Below are 17,074 nucleotides of genomic sequence, written 5' to 3'. Positions count from 1 at the left end.
GGGAGTCTCGACATGACCCAGTCCTACGAAGAACGCAGCGCCGTCAAAACCCGTCGTCAGCAGGAAGACCAGCGCCGCATGGCGTTCCGTCGTGCAATCGAAGACCGCTTTGAACAGCGCCAACTACTGGCCGAAATCAGCGAATTCCCTGACGCAGTGGAATTCAATTACTGGCAGGCAACGCCGGTGGCTTCCCGTCGAAACGCTCAACCAGGCCAATGATCTGAGCCCGTTCGCCGCGAACGAACGCCAGGAAGGCGTGGGCCACCGGTGACAACCGTTTCGCCCTGGCCTGTACCAGGCACCAGCTTCGATACAGTGGCAGTTCCTCCACCGGCAGCTCGATGAGTGCGCCGGACGACAGTTCTCGGCTCACGGCGTGGCGCGTCAACAGCGCCACGCCCAGTCCGGCCACCACGCATTCGCGTTGGGCCTCCGCTGAGGCGACTTCCAATGTCTGAGTGAAATGCACCCGCTTCTCCTTGAAGTATTCTTCGCAGGCCAGCCGCGTGCCGGACCCAGGTTCGCGCAGCAGCAGCGTGTAGGGCTCCAAGTCCTGCAAGCGCAGCGGCCCCACGTGGCACAGCGGATGATCCGGTGGCGCAACGGCAACGATGGGATTGTTGAGAAACGGCAAGAACTCCAGGCCCATGTCCTGGGGCACCATGGACATGATCACCAGGTCGTCACGGTTATCCGAAAGCCGGCGTATCACCTGGCCACGGTTGACCACCGTAAGACTCAGATTGACCTCCGGATGCTGGCGCTTGAACGCGGCAAACAGATGCGGCACGAAATATTTAGCGCTCGATTCCACCGCCAGCTTCAGTTGGCCTTGCAAAGAGCCCTGCATGTCCGATAGCTGCATATCGAGATTTTCCAGGCGCCCGAAGATGTCCCGGCTGGCGCGTTGGAGGGCTTCGGCGGCTTCGGTCATGTAGAGCTTTTTGCCTACATACTCAAACAGCGGCTGGCCGATCAGCTCTTCAAGGGACCGAATCTGTAGGCTGACGGCAGGTTGTGTGAGAGACATTTCGTCGGCTGCACGACTGTAGGACCTCAGGTCGCACACCTCATTGAAAATCTGCAGTTGACGCAATGTCATACGCATCAATGACTTACGCATGATTCAGCTACCTTGACCCAAAACGATTGGCTTAACTATAAGTCCTGGTTTATGCATGACCCAATAATTATTCATTTTTGTTAATCAACGGCCAGTACTAGTGTGGAGCTGCGACCGATTGTTACATCTGGTCACGCGTCGGCCTGATCTTCAGGCCGTGGTATCACCGGCTCAAGGGAACCTCCAATTGATAACAAAGATCCTGATCGCCAACCGTGGTGAGATTGCCGTCCGCATCGTGCGTGCTTGCGCCGAGATGGGCATCCGCTCGGTCGCGGTCTACTCCGACGCTGACCGTCATGCCTTGCATGTCAAGCGTGCGGACGAGGCCCACAGCATCGGCGCCGATCCGCTGGCCGGCTATCTCAATCCGCGCAAACTGGTGAACCTCGCTGTGGAAACCGGCTGCGATGCGTTGCATCCTGGCTATGGTTTCCTCTCGGAAAATGCCGAACTGGCCGACATCTGTGCCGAACGTGGCATCAAATTCATCGGCCCTGCGGCGGAAGTCATCCGGCGCATGGGTGACAAGACCGAAGCGCGCCGCAGCATGATCAAGGCCGGTGTGCCGGTCACTCCAGGCACCGAAGGCAACGTGTCGGGCATCGAAGAGGCGTTGGCCGAAGGCGACCGGATCGGTTATCCGGTGATGCTCAAGGCCACGTCCGGTGGTGGTGGTCGAGGCATTCGTCGCTGCAACAGCCGCGAAGAACTCGAGCAGGCCTTCCCCCGGGTGATTTCCGAAGCCACCAAGGCGTTCGGTTCGGCGGAAGTGTTCCTGGAAAAGTGCATCGTCAATCCCAAGCACATCGAAGCGCAGATCCTGGGCGACAGTTTCGGCAACGTGGTGCATCTGTTTGAGCGTGACTGTTCTATCCAGCGTCGCAACCAGAAGCTGATCGAAATCGCCCCCAGCCCCCAGCTGACCCCCGAGCAGCGCGCCTATATTGGCGACCTGTCGGTGCGTGCCGCCAAGGCCGTGGGTTATGAGAATGCTGGCACCGTGGAGTTCCTGCTCGCCGAGGGCGAGGTGTATTTCATGGAGATGAATACCCGGGTGCAGGTGGAGCACACCATCACCGAAGAAATCACCGGTATCGACATTGTCCGCGAGCAGATCCGCATCGCTTCCGGATTGCCGCTGTCGGTCAAGCAGGAAGACATCCAGCATCGCGGTTTCGCCTTGCAGTTCCGGATCAATGCCGAGGACCCGAAAAACAACTTCCTGCCCAGCTTCGGCAAGATCACCCGCTACTACGCCCCCGGCGGCCCGGGTGTGCGCACCGACACGGCGATCTACACCGGCTACACCATCCCACCGTTCTACGATTCGATGTGCCTGAAACTGGTGGTCTGGGCGTTGACCTGGGAAGAAGCCATGGACCGTGGTCTGCGGGCTCTGGACGACATGCGCCTGCAAGGGGTCAAGACCACCGCCGCGTATTACCAGGAAATCCTGCGCAACCCGGAATTCCGTAGCGGCCAGTTCAACACCAGCTTCGTTGAAAGCCACCCTGAACTGACCAACTACTCGATCAAGCGCAAACCCGAAGAGCTGGCCTTGGCCATCGCCGCCGCCATTGCCGCCCACGCAGGCCTGTAAGGAATCATGACAATGTCCAAGAAGATCCACGTAACCGACACAATCCTGCGCGACGCTCACCAATCGCTGCTTGCTACCCGCATGCGCACTGAAGACATGCTGCCGATCTGCGACAAACTCGACAAAGTCGGCTATTGGTCGCTGGAGGTCTGGGGCGGCGCGACATTCGACGCCTGTGTGCGCTTCCTCAAGGAAGATCCGTGGGAGCGCCTGCGCCAACTGCGCGCCGCGCTGCCCAACACGCGCCTGCAAATGCTGCTGCGCGGCCAGAACCTGCTGGGCTACCGCCATTACAGCGACGACGTGGTCAGGGCGTTCGTGGCCAAGGCTGCGGTCAACGGCATCGATGTGTTCCGTATTTTCGATGCGATGAACGACGTACGTAACCTGCGGGTTGCCATCGAAGCGGTGAAGGCTGCCGGCAAGCATGCCCAGGGCACCATCGCCTACACCACCAGCCCGGTGCATACCATCGACGCTTTCGTGGCCCAGGCCAAGCAGATGGAAGCCATGGGCTGCGACTCGGTCGCCATCAAGGACATGGCCGGCTTGCTGACGCCATACGCCACCGGCGAGCTGGTGAAGGCGCTGAAGGCCGAGCAATCGTTGCCCGTGTTCATCCACTCCCACGACACTGCCGGCCTGGCTGCGATGTGCCAGCTCAAGGCCGTGGAAAACGGCGCCGACCATATCGACACCGCGATCTCCAGCTTCGCCTGGGGCACCAGCCATCCGGGCACCGAATCGATGGTGGCGGCCCTCAAGGGCAGTGAATTCGACACCGGCCTGGACCTGGAGCTGCTGCAGGAGATCGGCCTGTATTTCTATGCCGTGCGCAAGAAGTACCACCAGTTCGAAAGCGAATTCACGGCGGTGGATACCCGTGTGCAGGTCAACCAGGTGCCGGGCGGGATGATATCCAACCTCGCCAACCAGTTGAAAGAGCAGGGCGCGCTCAACCGCATGAACGAAGTGCTGGCGGAAATCCCGCGCGTACGCGAAGACCTCGGCTTCCCGCCGCTGGTGACTCCGACTTCGCAGATCGTCGGTACCCAGGCGTTTTTCAACGTGCTGGCCGGTGAGCGCTACAAGACCATTACCAATGAAGTGAAACTCTATCTGCAGGGCGGCTACGGCAAGGCGCCGGGTGCGGTGAATGAGAAACTGCGTCGCCAGGCCATCGGCAGCGAGGACGTGATCGACGTGCGTCCGGCCGATCTGCTCAAGCCGGAAATGACCAAACTGCGCGGTGAAATCGGCGCGCTTGCCAAGTCTGAAGAAGACGTTTTGACCTACGCGATGTTCCCGGACATCGGCCGCAAGTTCCTCGAAGAACGCGAAGCCGGCACCCTGACTCCGGAAGTGCTGTTGCCAATCCCCGAGGCAGGCGCTGTCAGTTCTGCCGGCGGCGAAGGCGTGCCGACCGAGTTCGTCATCGACGTGCACGGTGAGACATACCGCGTCGACATCACTGGCGTTGGCGTCAAGGCCGAAGGCAAGCGTCACTTCTATCTGTCCATCGATGGCATGCCGGAGGAAGTCGTCTTCGAACCGCTCAACGAGTTCGTCGGCGGCGGCAGCAGCAAGCGCAAGCAAGCCTCTGCACCGGGCCACGTCAGCACCACCATGCCGGGGAACATCGTCGATGTGCTGGTCAAGGAAGGCGATGTGGTGAAGGCCGGCCAGGCGGTATTGATCACCGAAGCCATGAAGATGGAGACCGAAGTGCAGGCCGCCATCGCTGGCAAGGTGACTGCCATTCATGTGGCGAAGGGCGACCGGGTCAATCCGGGCGAGATCCTGATCGAGATCGAAGGCTGATCGAACAGCCTCGATGCAACGTTTAACCTCGGGGGGGCATGTGCTCCCCTTTTTTTATGCCTGGGTTTTGTAGATGAACTGACTGCTGTGGGAGCGAGCAGGCTCGCTCCCACAATGGGTCAGAACATCATCCGCCATTGTCCCATCAAGGCATGGCTGCGGTTGTCGTTACCCGTTTCACCGCTGTAACCCACCCCTAGCGTATGCCGTGGCGAGACCGTCAGGTCCAGTCCTGCTTCGAGAAGCAAGCTGTCACGATCCAGCTCGGTACCTTCAACTGTATAGGCATCTCCCCCGGCTACCAGGCTCTGGCGGGCGCTGCCCGTCACATCGCCGTAGATGTGTTTCCAACCGACGTTGAGGCGGGGTGTCAACTGCACGCCCTGATCAAGGGCAAAGACACGGGCGAGGCGCAGGCCCAGGGTGCTGTTGTAATAGTCCTGGGTCTGGCCGTCGACCTTCAATGCCGCGTCGCCACCTTTTTCCGTATAGCGGTCGCGTTCATAGCGCTGGTAACCCAGGAGGGCATAGGGTTCGACCACCAGAGGGGCGCTACCCAGGTTGTAGCCGATTTGCCCGAACACCTGCTGGGTGTTGGCATCGTAACGCCCCTTGAGACGATCAGTGAAACCGTTGAAAGCCACGTGGCGCTTGGTGCTGCCATCATGGTCGCCATAAACGGCGCCCAGGCGCAGGGCCCATGGCCCGCCCTGACGCAAGGCGTAGGCGCCCAGGTACCAACTGTCGAGTTCGCCGTCGAATCGATAACCGTCCAGACGTGTTTGCGTCTTGCTGCCGATGATTCCCAGGCGCCATTCAGGACTGACAGCCCAATCGGTCCCCAACATCAGGCCCTTTGTCGAATGTTTCAGGGCCTCGCTTTCCCATTGCCTGCCAACCACTCCGCTGTTGCCGATGGCCTGGACCCAGACCTGACCGTCGAGGGACGCGCTTCCCGGCGTTTGTCGGCCCATGGCCGAAAGCATGCCGGTGCTGATCGGGGCGATGCTGTTCAGGGTGGCATTGGCCAGGTCTGCCGTGGGAGAGCCGGTCAGTTGATCGATGGCATCGGCGGCGACGATTCGGTTGCTGCCCAGCAGGGCGGTGATGGCGGCGTTGGGCTTGGCAACGGGTTGAGCGGCGCGTGGCTGGCTGACGGCTACTTGCGCGGCGGGGGCTTTGATGGGGGGCTCGGCGGGTTTGGGTATCGGTACAGGTACTCTCGTTTTGTCGTCAGGTGCCTGTGTGACGGCCGGCGTCTGCACCGACTCGGGCTCCGGTGCTGGGATGGCTTGCGGTTCTCTGGCGTTCGCCGCGAATTCCCGACCATTATCGGACGTTGCTGCCGCGTCGAGCGGAACGTCGTTGCGGGCGTAGGTCAGATTCACCTGTGTCGCCTCGTAACGGGGCGTCGCGGTCATGTAGGCAAGCTCATTGACAACGTTTCCGAATTCACCCTCGACCCTGGAAGCCTTGATAACGGTGTGTTCGCGGGAGTCGAGGTATTCCCCCGGTGCGGCATCGATCTTTAACGTTGCGTTGTTGAGCGCTGCGGTGCCTTCGACATTGATCGTGGCGCTGTCCCCGGCAGGATTGAGGCCGTAGACCAGCACTGCGGTCTCCGACAATGAGAAATCCCTCATCACCGAGGGGGCGCCAGTCGTTGGACCGACTTCCAGCTGCCCCGCCACATGCAGATCTCCCACTGTGCCGTTGCCACCGAACCAGGCCTTTTCATGCACATCGACACGGCCGCTCACCGTGCCCGAATTCGTCATCCGGGCACCGGACTCGATGGCCACGCCGTGCGTCACGGTCCCTTGATTGTCGAACCCGCCGAGGACCCCGACCTGACCCTGTATCCGGCCGGTATTGAGCAGCGTGGTGTCGGGCTCGATCACGCTCCAACCATCGAAATCGCCGGTGTGCGTCCAGTTGCCACTTGTGACATGCAACGCCTCGAAGTTAATCGCTTTATCCAAGTGGGGGTACTTTGCGGCATCCAAGCGCAGGACATTGGCTCCACCGCCTCCGTCCAGGACTCCAGGAAACTTTCCGCCTGCGCTGATGATCACGAGGTCGTTGGACTTGTTCCATATCGCGTCGCCCTTACGCGGTTTTTTCGCATGGGTGCGCTTGGTGTCGGCAGCGTTTGCGATCGCTTCGAGGCGCTCTTTCTGCGCAGCGGTCGTGGAGAGATCGGCGGGCGGCTGGGCCAGGGAAATGTCGGCGAAGCCAAGTACCAGAGCAACCGCCAGGGCAAGGTGTTGGGGCGGATATAAGTGTTGGGTAGGCATCGAATGTGGCCTCTCATGGGAAGAAGCCGCACTTTAGAAATTCCAACCCTGGGCGTGATGCCGGTGGTTTCCTCGTTTCTGGCGGGACATGAGGGATGCGATGCGTAGGTTGGGTCGAAGTGTGCTCACGTCATCGCCCGTTGACTTCCATGACGTGAGGCGTTGCCCTACAGCCTGATCGGACCTGTCTGTTTGACCGCCTGGGAATCTTCAACTCCGCTTGAGATATGCCTTCCCATAATGTCGCTCCATCCGCGCCTGGATCAGCTCCAGGGCGATGGACATCAGCCAGTAGATGATTGCCGCCGTGGTGAGCATTTCGATGTAGCGGTAGCTGGAGCGGCCATAAGACTGCGCCAGAAACATCACCTCCCAGACGCCCATCACCGAGATCAGGGACGAGTCCTTGAGCATGGAGATGAATTGGTTGGTGGTCGGCGGGATGATGGTGCGCATGGCCTGGGGCAGGGTAACGCGCCAGAAGATTACGGTGTCGCTCAGGCCCAGGGCCAGGGAGGCTTCGCGCTGTCCATGAGGCACGCCGAGAATGCCGGCGCGGAAGATTTCACTCAGGTAGGCGCCGTAGTTCAGCGACAGGGCGATCACGCCGGCGGCGATTGCGCCGGGAACCACGCCCAGTTGTGGCAGGCCGAGGTAGATCAAGAGGATCTGGATCAGCAGCGGGGTGCCACGGAAGAACGATGCGTAGAAGCTGGCAATGCCGAACGCCACGGCGCTGCTGGATAGCCTTGCCAGGGCGGCTGCGAAGCCCAGCAGTGACGAAGCGATGATCGAACACAGGCACAGGAACAGGGTGAGCGCCGCCCCTTGCAGAAATCCATTCGGTGCCAGGTGCAGGCCGACCAGGTTTGGCAGCTTATCGAGGATGATGGAGAACTTCAGATCGAAGGTCAGGAAAAAACTCGCGAACAGCACCAGCATGGCGACCCAGGTCAGATACAGCCGTGTGCGAAAGCCGAAGATTTTCTGCAGGCGCGACTGAGCCACCGCTTGCGGTGGCTCGGAAGGGGACGGGAAAGAGGTCATTGGGTGATGTCGGCGCCGATCCATTTTTGCGAGAGTTTGCTCAAGGTACCGTCCTGTTTCAACTGCGCGAAGACTTCACGCACCTTGCTGTCCCACTGTGCATCGCCCTTTTCGATGGCTACCGAGTTCGGTTCGGAATACAAAGGCTCGCCCGCCAGCTTGAAGCGCTTGTCTTCGGTCAGGCGAGGCTGGGCGGTCACCAGGTTGGTCAGTACCGCGTCCAGTCGTACCCCGGCGCCCAGGCCCAAGTCCTGAAAGGCCACGTTGTCGGTGTCGTAAGGCGCGATTTGCACGTTTTCGAAGGGGTAGCTCAACTGAGTGTCTTCAGCGCCTTCAATCACCAGGTTCTTGTTCAGGTAGCTCTCGTAGCTGGAGGCGCTGGTCAGGCCGACTTTCTTGCCGCTCAGGTCCTTGGCGCCCTGGATGCTGTCGTCCTTGGCGTTGACCACGATCACCGCCGGCGAAGCGTAGTACTGCACCGGGAAGTCGAAGACTTCGGCGCGCGCCTTGCTCGGGGTCATGGAGCAGATGCAGATGTCGTAGCGGCCACTCCAATGCCCGGCGGCGATCACGTCCCAGGACGGCGTTTCCAGGCGCAATTTCACGCCGAGTTTCTGCGCCACCGCCTTGGCCACGTCCACATCGAACCCATCAAGTTGGTTCTGCTCGTTCAAGAACGAGAAGGGCGGGTAGCTTTCCATCAGGACGCCGACCAGTTCCTTTTTCTGTTCGATGCGGTCCAGCGTTGCACCGGCGAACGCTTGCGATGTGGCGGCCAGCAGTGTCAGGCCGAGGGCCAGCAGTGGTTGAAGTTTCATGTAAGGCCCCTGGCTGAAAATACAGGTTGTGGTTAACTAAAGAGTGCGTATTAAATAGTTATAAGAACGGCTCAGGTAGTGAGTTATTTTCATAAGCTTATGAGTGAATCGCATATGGGCTCAGCAAAGACAGTCATTCTGGATGGCGGCATGGGCCGCGAACTGCAACGCCGGGGCGCGCCGTTCCGACAGCCCGAGTGGTCGGCGCTGGCCCTGAGTGAAGCGCCCCAAGCGGTTGAGGACGTGCACGCGGCTTATATCGCCAGCGGCGCCAACGTCATCACCAGCAACAGCTACGCGGTGGTGCCGTTTCATATCGGCGAAGCGCGTTTCGCCGAGGAGGGCCAGGCATTGGCGGCGCTGGCCGGAGAGCTGGCGCGGCGGGCCGTTCAGGCGTCCGGCAAGGCGGTACGGGTGGCAGGGTCCTTGCCACCCTTGTTCGGGTCCTACCGGCCCGATTTGTTCGATGCGTCCCGCGCCAGCGAATTGGTAGCGCCTCTGGTGACCGGACTGGCCCCCCATGTCGATCTGTGGCTGGCCGAAACCCAAAGCTCGACGGTCGAAGCGAAGGCGATTCACGCCGGCTTGCCAAGCGACGGAAAACCGTTCTGGCTATCGTTTACCTTGAAGGATGAAGACACCGACGAAGTGCCGCGCCTGCGTTCCGGGGAGCCAGTGGCGGATGCGGCGGTGGTGGCGGTGGAACTGGGCGTGGAAGCGCTGCTGTTCAACTGCAGCCAGCCGGAGGTCATCGGCGCTGCGATCGATGCCGCGCGGGAAACCTTCGAACGCCTGGGTGTGAAGATCCACATCGGTGCCTATGCCAATGCATTCCCTCCACAACCGAAGGAAGCGACGGCCAACGACGGCCTGGATCCATTGCGCGACGACCTCGATCCGCCGGGTTACCTCCAGTGGGCCGCCGACTGGCAGAAGCGCGGCGCGAGCCACTTGGGCGGTTGCTGCGGGATCGGGCCGGAGCACATTGCAGTGTTGGCGCAAAAGCTGGCCTGAACCCTTTAGCAGACATGGTGGCTTACACTTCTCCGCCGCCGCGATACATATGTATGTCATCGCTGATCGAACGAGGCGATAGGTTCCCGGTTCCTCAACAACAACCGGGACCTCTCCTTGAAACCCATCAGCCTGTTACCCAACGGTATTCGTTTTCAGCCGCATACATTCGCCGATCAATGGCTCGGTCAATGGGGCCTGACCGGTGACGCGCAGGTTCAAGTCACTTACCAGGAAGTGACGACCATCGATTCGGCCGCCGAGCGGAAAACCGCCTGGGTTCCATTGCGCAGCGCCGTCACCCAAGGCTTCCTGGCGGCTCATCAAAGCCGGGCCTCTTCTTCCGCCTCTTCGCCCCGCGACGGCTGGGTCTATCCCCACCGAAGTCACATGGCCCTGGACTACTCGTCGCTACGCGCCCATGGTAAAGCCCTCTCGCAAGAGGTCCTGCAGCAATTGCGAGCCGGCATTGCGCCCGGTTACCAGGGCATCGGACAACCCGTTGTCACTGAAGTGGATGCCCAGGGCAATTTGCTCGGCGCCCGTGAAAAAGAGCAACTGCGACAACTGGGTCTTCTGGATGCCAATCAGGTGAAGCTGGCCCGATTGTTCGCCGCGCTTCCAACGTTCGACACGGTACTCAAGAACCTGCTGGTTAGCAGGATCAAGGCCAGGATCCCCGAAGGAAAATTCCATGCAACGGCACTCCAGCAAATGGACCCGGATCACTGTTACGTGAATCACTTCACCGTCGACTCGACGGGGCAGCGTTCGCTGATTTCCTCGCAACGCTTTACCGATGTCCTACTGAGCTGCCTGGCATCGGATACACCGCCCACCTACACAGTCGCTGGCGTGGGGTTCTTCGCTCGTCCGGATGCGGTGGAAGAAGCCGACAGCCTGCTGGCCAGCCCCTTGGATCAGAGGACCGCAGCGACCATGGAATCGGTCTTCTACATCGCTAAGCCGGTAACTGACGAAAGCCTCAAGCGCCAGTTCCTCGATGACCTTATCGCGTTTCGTGCGAACAAAAGCGTAGGGGCCGTACTCGATACGCCACCCCCCTCCACGGCAGAAGCGGCGCTGGCTCATTTGTTGGGCCGGCGCTTCCTGTATCTGTTCGATCTGTACAAGGGTGATCGGGATCCGACCCTTCAACTGACCCAGAGTGAGCGCAACCTTCGCAACGACGAAGATCGTCTGCTGGACCTCATCACGACCCATCCTGCCATGGCGGACCGAAACCGCCTGCTGCGGGCGCCCATTCCCCATGCCTACGCCGTCATGCTCGACATGGGTGCCGCGACGCCCCGTAAATGGCCGGGTGCAATGGTGATCAAACGGGCCGATGAGCCTTTCTTGTTCCTGTATTCACTGGAAGGCGGGATACAAAGGTTCCGCACCGTCCAGGAACTGATCCAGAAGACAGACCCCCTCTTCGAGGGACAAAAGCGCAAGATCAGGGATATTTCCTCTGAATTGTCAGGGCACGTCTTCGAAACAGCGGCCGATGACCTGCTGCGCTGGCAAAGCACCGCACTGGACGCCTATCTGAGTGCTCCGGCAACCGGATTGCTCAGCTTGCCCGCCTTCGTCCTGGGTGTGGACGATGCGCTCGAGCTGCCCATGTTGTCCCTTGCCGGGCCCTTGGCTGTCCGCCAGGAGGCGCTGGTGGAAGACAATCGCCCCGATTTTTTCAAAGCGGCGAGTTCTTCCCAGAGATCCCATTACCGCAGTCTGGAATTGCGGGCACTGGAGGCTGCCTTTACGTTGGCGAGCAGCGATATCAAGACTTTGCCGCTGTTCACTCACCAGAAGATCAGGCAGTACCTGCAGACCACCGTGCACCCGGATATAAATCCCGATCCGGATCAGTCCATGGTCACATTTTTCTATGGCAAAAGGGCAAACCCGAGGCAGTCCCGTGTTACCAGCCTGACCCAGTTGGTATTGGATAACCTGCGACCATCCCAGTACCCGAATGCCATGAGGGAGGTGCTGAGTGTCTACATCGTCGATTCGGACGGCGAGCGTATACGGAACCCGGCCAACGGTTATTTCGTCACGCTGAGCGGGAGAGAACTGGCCAGGATGGTGACGAGCATCGATGCCGGTGGAAGTTATGAGGCCATGCTCAGGGAAGAAATGAATAAACCGGCCTACAAGAAGGCCTGGCAGACCGCGTATCTGGCGAATCTGAAATTCAAGGGGCATGAGGCATCGCTCAAGGGCGACGCCGTGTTCAAGACCCGAGTGCTCGATAAGGCTTTCAGCCCACCGAAATCGACGAAAAAACTTGCCCTCTGGCTGGACGCTGTCCTGCGCTCGCCATCGGCCGAGGCGCGCCCCCCGGTCATGGGGCGCACGGTGCATGTCCATGGTCTGGTTCTGGGCGGCAGCATGGCCGCCGGCGGCCAGCACGTCCGAATGGGCAATGCAGTCAGCATCAATGGAGTGCTGGTGTTTTCCGATCAAGAAGGGCCGCAGATCAAGGGCACCGTGGGCGTTTATTTTCCCGACAGTCCCGAGGGCGAGGATTTCCATGAGTTCGCTGACCTGAGCGATGGGGTTGCCGAGCTGTTGCCACGGGAGGACTGGCAGGCGTATTTCCGCTCACGCATTTCCACGAATGACCCGGTACAGATAAAGCGGACCTTGGGCCAACAAGGCGGACGCCCGCTGATCCGCGGCGCGTTGATTGCCGGTGATCTGCTTGAAGTGCTCCATCGGGCCCACGTGAATTTCCACAGTGCCCATGCCGATCACCGCTCCAACAGCAATCGCAATGTCCGCCATCAAACCTATGGCAGGCTGGGACAGATGGTGATCGAGATCGTCATGGAACTGGCCGGTATGTTCCTGGCACCGGGTTTCCAGATGCTCAAGAGCGCTATCAAGACCGGCTTGCTGATTTACCGGACCGGGGCTATCCCGCTGAACCTGAAGACCCTGGCATTCGTGCATGCCGTGGCGAACCATGGCGGATGGCGCCTGACCCGAGGCGCGGCCGTATCCACTCGCGGGCAGTCCTTTTTTCGGGCGGTGACCGCCCGCCAGAGCCAGGACGAAGCCCTGGCCGGACTTCCCCTGGACGCAGCGATTTATGGCCCTTATGCCGTGACGGATGCATCGGTGATACGCGGGCTGACCGCCGACGCCCGGGGGTTCTACCGCGCAACGGTCAGCAATGCAGCTACCGGTAATGTGACGGCGCGTCCGGTGTACGTGCGGCAACCCGACGGCACGGTGTTCCGTGTGCATGACCACACGAGGCTGGATACAACCGAGGCCACCCTCGTCAACCCGATGACGGGGCTGGATATCCGTTCCAGCGGGGTGATGCGCAGTACCGTGGCGCGGATGTCCGATGGGGAATGGCGTGCAGTGGGCTTCGGCCGCGGCGGTGGAAAGCGACCGGGTGATCCGGCTCCGCAGCCGGGGCCGTCGAAACCCAAGATAGCGGCCATTTCGTCCTCCGGCCTCTCCGCGCAGATCCGTACACCCGGCACCTGGAACAACCAGCTGATGGACCTGATTCCGTCGATCATGACGCGCCTGCCCAGTTGGCCGCAAAACCGCAGCCTGCTGATCATCAACAGGCAATCGCCTGAACACGTCTGGTCGGTGCGCTTTACTTCCGGGCAGGAAGAAACCATCTATCCGATGGAAAACCATCCCGACAGGACGGATACGGATATCGTCCTGATTCGCATGACCCAGCACCATTACAGCCTGGAGTTGGGAGGTAAAGTTGTGGAAATCCCAGGTGATGGCGATTGTTTTTTCAATGCCGTCACCCGCGGGCTGAACGAAGGGCAGGCCCAGGACGCATTTTCGATGCAAGGCTTGCGAAACGAAGTGGCCGACTATGTTGATGGCAATCCTCATATCGGGCACTACGTCGCACCACCCCCCACCCGAGCTCAAGAGGCGCTCTTCGAGAACGCGCCCTCGCTGGATAACTTGTTGGGCCAGGCGGCGATGCTCGACCTGACCCGGATCGTTTATGGCGCGCCCAATCCCCATCGTCTTTTCCAGCCGACCTTGCGTTACCTGGACCTACATGCAAACAGCTCAGTGCGTACGGCGATCACCGCAGATCCTGGCACCCGATTGCCGCCGGAAATTCTCCAGCAGGTCGGGCGCTTATTGTCGCAGCGGCCTCCGGCCAGATTGGCGCCCAGCATCAACGTGCCGTACTCCGGAGAAGAAAGACAGGCCATGAAGCAGCTGTTCGAAGACCTCCTGATAGGTCCTGTCGAGCATCAGCTGGTGCAGCAACTGCTTAATGATCAGTTCTTGCTGATTTCCAACGATGTGGCGCACATCCTGCTGGAATATGGCGTCACCGCCAGACAACTGATAGATCATCATCCCAACAACAGTTCGGCCTACGTTCTGCATGAGGAAGCGCTGCACGGTCATCTGGACGAGGATCAGTTGGAAGCGCTGCTCGACGGAGCTTACCTGGTCAACCGCGATGATCTGGATGATGCCAGTGACCTACTGCTGGCCGATGCCGGCAGGTACGTAGAGGAGACGTCTGAGCTGTTCGATCATTTTATCTACACGGACACAGCCGAGCGGACCGTTGATTTGCTCAGGACGGCCCTCGGGCGTTTCCCCGACTTGCTGAGGCGGGCGAATCTACTCCTGCGGTCGCCGGTCATCGCGCATAACCTGGGCGGCCTGTTGCGCGTCAGTGAAGTGGCCAGGTGGTTACGTAATCCCGCTCTGTCCGACTTGCGGTACCAGCTCATTGCCGAGTATGCCAGCAGCCGCCATAGCGAGTTGCAGCGCACAGAAAACATCAATATCGACTGGATGCAGTTGTTCGACGACCGGAACCTGCAAAGTATCGTCACGCGACAAGAAGAGCTGGCAGATTTCCTGGTGTTTCTGGGAGGTGCCTGGGGCAACATAATGGACAACGATATACCTGCGGTCGGCAAACTGTTCAGCTTCCCGGGACAGCTTCCGTCCAATAGCAGGGTTGCGTTGTTATTCGATACGCCAAATCTCTGGAGCTCCTTGCAGAAACTGCGCAGGGACTATGCCGGTCAGATCTGGGCCGACCTGATCGGGCCATATTTCAGCGACGCCACCATTCGACGTGCACTGGCCGAACCCAGGGTATTGAAGTCCGAGCTGCATCTGGCCCTTGCCTTGAGAAGCGCCCTTGGACCGGAAGAGTTCCGCGCCAACCAGATCATGCAGCGCCTGCTCTCCGTCGGCCAACGCCGGGCCCAGCAGTATCTCTACAATTTTGATTTCCCCACCAACCGCCTGGGCCATAGCCGTCTGGATTTTGCGGTGTATGTGGAGAGCCACTTGACCATCCCGGACTGGGCCTGGCAATACGCAAGGCGTGGTGTCACTCCCGATTCGCTGAAGCAGATTGGTGAGATGAAGCCCAAGTCTGAGTAAGTGCTATTGGTTTGTGGTGGCTGAAGTGTCGCCATCGCGAGCCCTGCTCGCGATGACGGACCTTCAGTCAACTACCTGCGTCCGGCACTCCACCAGACTGCGCACCTGCCCACCCTCGCTCTGGTTCTCTTCGCTCAACCATCGTTCGAACCCTGCGCCAATCGCCGGCCATTCCGAGTCGAGCATCGAATACCAGGCCGTGTCGCGGTTCTGTCCCTTGACCACCATGTGCTGGCGGAACACCCCTTCGAAGGTGAAGCCCAGCCGTTCGGCCGCGTACCTGGAGCGGGCGTTGGCGTTGTTGCACTTCCATTCCAGACGCCGATAACCCAGGGCGAAAGCCTCTTTGGCCAACAGGTAGACCGCTTCGGTGCTTTTCGGCGAGCGCTGCATCGGCGCACCAAAGGTCACATGGCCAATCTCGATGCGACCCTGGGCCGGTACGATGGACATCAGGCTGAGGATACCCTGTACATCGCCACTGGCGCGGTCGATCACGGTGAAGAAATAGGGGTCGGTGTTGGCGGCGTGGTTGTCCAGCCACGCGTCGAAAGCCTTGCGCTCCGGGAAGGGACCATAAGGCAGATAGTCCCACAGCTTCGGATCGGCGCCGGGGCCTTCCAGGGCTTGCCAGAGACCGTCACCATGGCGCGCCGGATCAAGCTTCTCCAGGCGGATGAAACGGCCTTCGATCAGCCGGGTGGACGGCGCCGGGACACCTTTCCAATCGGCGAGTGAAATCGACATGCTGTGCTCCTTAAAGGGCTTGGCGAAATTGAATGAAGCCTGGGCGTTCGGCGATGCGTTCATAAAGCTGGATCGCCGTTGCATTGGTCTCGTGGGTCAGCCAATGGACCTTGCAGCACCCGTCGGCCTTGGCGGTGGCGTAGACGAATTCGATGAGCTGGCGACCGATCCCGGTGCCCCGGCTTTTTTCGGTCACCAGCAGGTCCTGCAGGTAGCAGGAGTTCTCGATGCTCCAGTTCGAGCGGTGGTAAATGAAATGCACCAGGCCTACCGCAACATCGCCGTCCCAGGCGAGCGCGCCGTGGGTCGGCTCGCGGTCATCGAGCAGGCGTTGCCAAGTGCTTTGGGTGACCGCGTCCGGCAGTTCGGTCTTATAGAATCGCAGGTAGGCCTGCCACAATGGCAGCCAGGCGACGTGATCGGCAGCGGTGACTAAGCGGATCCTGAGTTGGCTCATCTTCATTCCTCGGTCGATGGGACAGGCATCAGGCGTGCGAGGGCCTGGTCCTGTGGGGTGGGACTGGCGGCGAGCCCGTTGCGCACCCCGGCTGCATCGGCAGGGGTGCGGTTCTGGCTGAGCTTGCGTTTGCCTTCCAGGCACTGGATCGGCAAGGCGAAGCCGACGATGGCCTTGAGCATGCTGTCGATGTAGTCGGGCGGCGCATCATCGACTTTCCACGGCTGGGCGCGGCCGGCTTCGTGACGGTCGGTGAGGGCACTTACCAGGTTGCGCAAGCGATGGGCGTCGCTGAAGACTTCGGCGGTACCGTAGGCATGCACGGCCAGGTAGTTCCAGGTCGGCACGACTTTGCCGTGCTCGGCTTTGCCGGGGTAGAACGCGGGGCTGACGTAGGCGTCGGCCCCGGCGAATATCACCAATGCCTCGGCGCCGGCTTCCAGGTCGCGCCATTGTGGGTTGGCCCGGGCCAGGTGCCCGTACAGGGTACCGTTGGGACCTTGCTGCGGGTCCAGCAACAGGGGCAAGTGACTGGCCTGCAAACCCAGCTCGCCTTGGGTAACCAATACGGCCAGGCGGCATTCGCCGATCATGTGATGCAGTTGGGTCAACTCTTCAACGGCAAAGGCTTTGGGGTTGTACATGGCGATTTTCCTTGGCGAATGCGCACATCCTAGGCAGGCTATTGGTCTGTTGTAAGAGCCACTTTCAGCAAAT

12 protein-coding genes are annotated in these 17,074 nt (G+C 60.4%); 5 read left to right on the top strand and 7 right to left on the bottom strand.

Features of this window, described 5'->3' with window-relative positions; genetic code table 11:
• Positions 1-12 precede the first annotated feature (12 nt).
• Positions 13-222, top strand: a complete 210-nt coding sequence (locus AD666_RS25855; RefSeq protein ID WP_082339680.1) for a PA3496 family putative envelope integrity protein — start codon at positions 13-15, stop codon at positions 220-222.
• Here the strand turns inward: AD666_RS25855 and AD666_RS06565 are convergent.
• The gene (locus AD666_RS06565) at positions 164-1,126 is read right to left on the bottom strand and encodes a LysR family transcriptional regulator (RefSeq protein WP_053149057.1); all 963 of its coding nucleotides are present in this window, start codon (positions 1,124-1,126) and stop codon (positions 164-166) included. The two genes, AD666_RS25855 and AD666_RS06565, sit on opposite strands and share 59 nt — an antisense overlap.
• A gap of 187 nt (positions 1,127-1,313) precedes the next feature.
• Between AD666_RS06565 and AD666_RS06560 the strand changes: the two genes are divergently transcribed.
• Together AD666_RS06560 and oadA are read left to right on the top strand one after the other, a co-directional pair.
• Positions 1,314-2,729, top strand: coding sequence for an acetyl-CoA carboxylase biotin carboxylase subunit (locus tag AD666_RS06560; protein WP_053149054.1), 1,416 nt, complete (start codon positions 1,314-1,316; stop codon positions 2,727-2,729).
• A gap of 12 nt (positions 2,730-2,741) precedes the next feature.
• Positions 2,742-4,550 (top strand): sodium-extruding oxaloacetate decarboxylase subunit alpha, encoded by a 1,809-nt coding sequence (gene oadA, locus AD666_RS06555; RefSeq protein WP_053149051.1) that lies wholly within the window; start codon positions 2,742-2,744, stop codon positions 4,548-4,550.
• A 119-nt stretch (positions 4,551-4,669) separates the two neighbouring features.
• On the opposite strand, the gene AD666_RS06550 is transcribed toward oadA, so the two are convergent.
• The 3 genes from AD666_RS06550 to AD666_RS06540 all read right to left on the bottom strand — a co-directional run bounded on the left by AD666_RS06550 (position 4,670) and on the right by AD666_RS06540 (position 8,712).
• Positions 4,670-6,847, bottom strand: a complete 2,178-nt coding sequence (locus tag AD666_RS06550; RefSeq protein WP_053149048.1) for an autotransporter domain-containing protein — start codon at positions 6,845-6,847, stop codon at positions 4,670-4,672.
• 210 nt (positions 6,848-7,057) lie between these two features.
• On the bottom strand, positions 7,058-7,894 hold the full coding sequence (locus tag AD666_RS06545) for an amino acid ABC transporter permease (RefSeq protein ID WP_053148975.1): 837 nt from the start codon (positions 7,892-7,894) through the stop codon (positions 7,058-7,060).
• Positions 7,891-8,712 carry an ABC transporter substrate-binding protein gene (locus tag AD666_RS06540; protein WP_053148972.1) on the bottom strand — a complete coding sequence of 274 codons (822 nt, stop codon included), beginning with the start codon at positions 8,710-8,712 and terminating at the stop codon, positions 7,891-7,893. Before AD666_RS06540 ends, AD666_RS06545 begins: the two co-directional genes overlap by 4 nt.
• Positions 8,713-8,826: 114 nt before the next feature.
• Between AD666_RS06540 and AD666_RS06535 the strand changes: the two genes are divergently transcribed.
• The gene (locus AD666_RS06535; protein WP_053148969.1) at positions 8,827-9,726 is read left to right on the top strand and encodes a homocysteine S-methyltransferase family protein; all 900 of its coding nucleotides are present in this window, start codon (positions 8,827-8,829) and stop codon (positions 9,724-9,726) included.
• Between the two features lie 117 nt (positions 9,727-9,843).
• On the top strand, positions 9,844-15,153 hold the full coding sequence (locus AD666_RS06530; protein WP_256222496.1) for an OTU domain-containing protein: 5,310 nt from the start codon (positions 9,844-9,846) through the stop codon (positions 15,151-15,153).
• A gap of 63 nt (positions 15,154-15,216) precedes the next feature.
• Here AD666_RS06530 and AD666_RS06525 read toward each other — a convergent pair whose 3' ends face one another.
• From AD666_RS06525 to AD666_RS06515, 3 genes are read right to left on the bottom strand one after another with little or no spacing between them, the layout of a single operon-like run.
• A complete protein-coding gene (locus tag AD666_RS06525; protein ID WP_053148964.1) occupies positions 15,217-15,900 on the bottom strand; it encodes a GNAT family N-acetyltransferase in 684 nt (227 codons plus the stop codon).
• 10 nt (positions 15,901-15,910) lie between these two features.
• Positions 15,911-16,357: a GNAT family N-acetyltransferase gene (locus AD666_RS06520; RefSeq protein WP_053148961.1), complete on the bottom strand. Its 447-nt coding sequence runs from the start codon at positions 16,355-16,357 to the stop codon at positions 15,911-15,913.
• A gap of 2 nt (positions 16,358-16,359) precedes the next feature.
• Complete coding sequence (locus AD666_RS06515) at positions 16,360-17,001, bottom strand: FMN-binding negative transcriptional regulator (protein ID WP_053148957.1); 642 nt, start codon at positions 16,999-17,001, stop codon at positions 16,360-16,362.
• Between the last annotated feature and the right edge of the window lie 73 nt (positions 17,002-17,074).

The organism is Pseudomonas sp. Pf153 (assembly GCF_001269775.1).
Lineage (GTDB): Bacteria > Pseudomonadota > Gammaproteobacteria > Pseudomonadales > Pseudomonadaceae > Aquipseudomonas > Aquipseudomonas uvaldensis.
The sequence above is the reverse complement of the archived record's forward strand: the minus strand, read 5'-3'. Positions and strand labels throughout refer to the sequence as shown.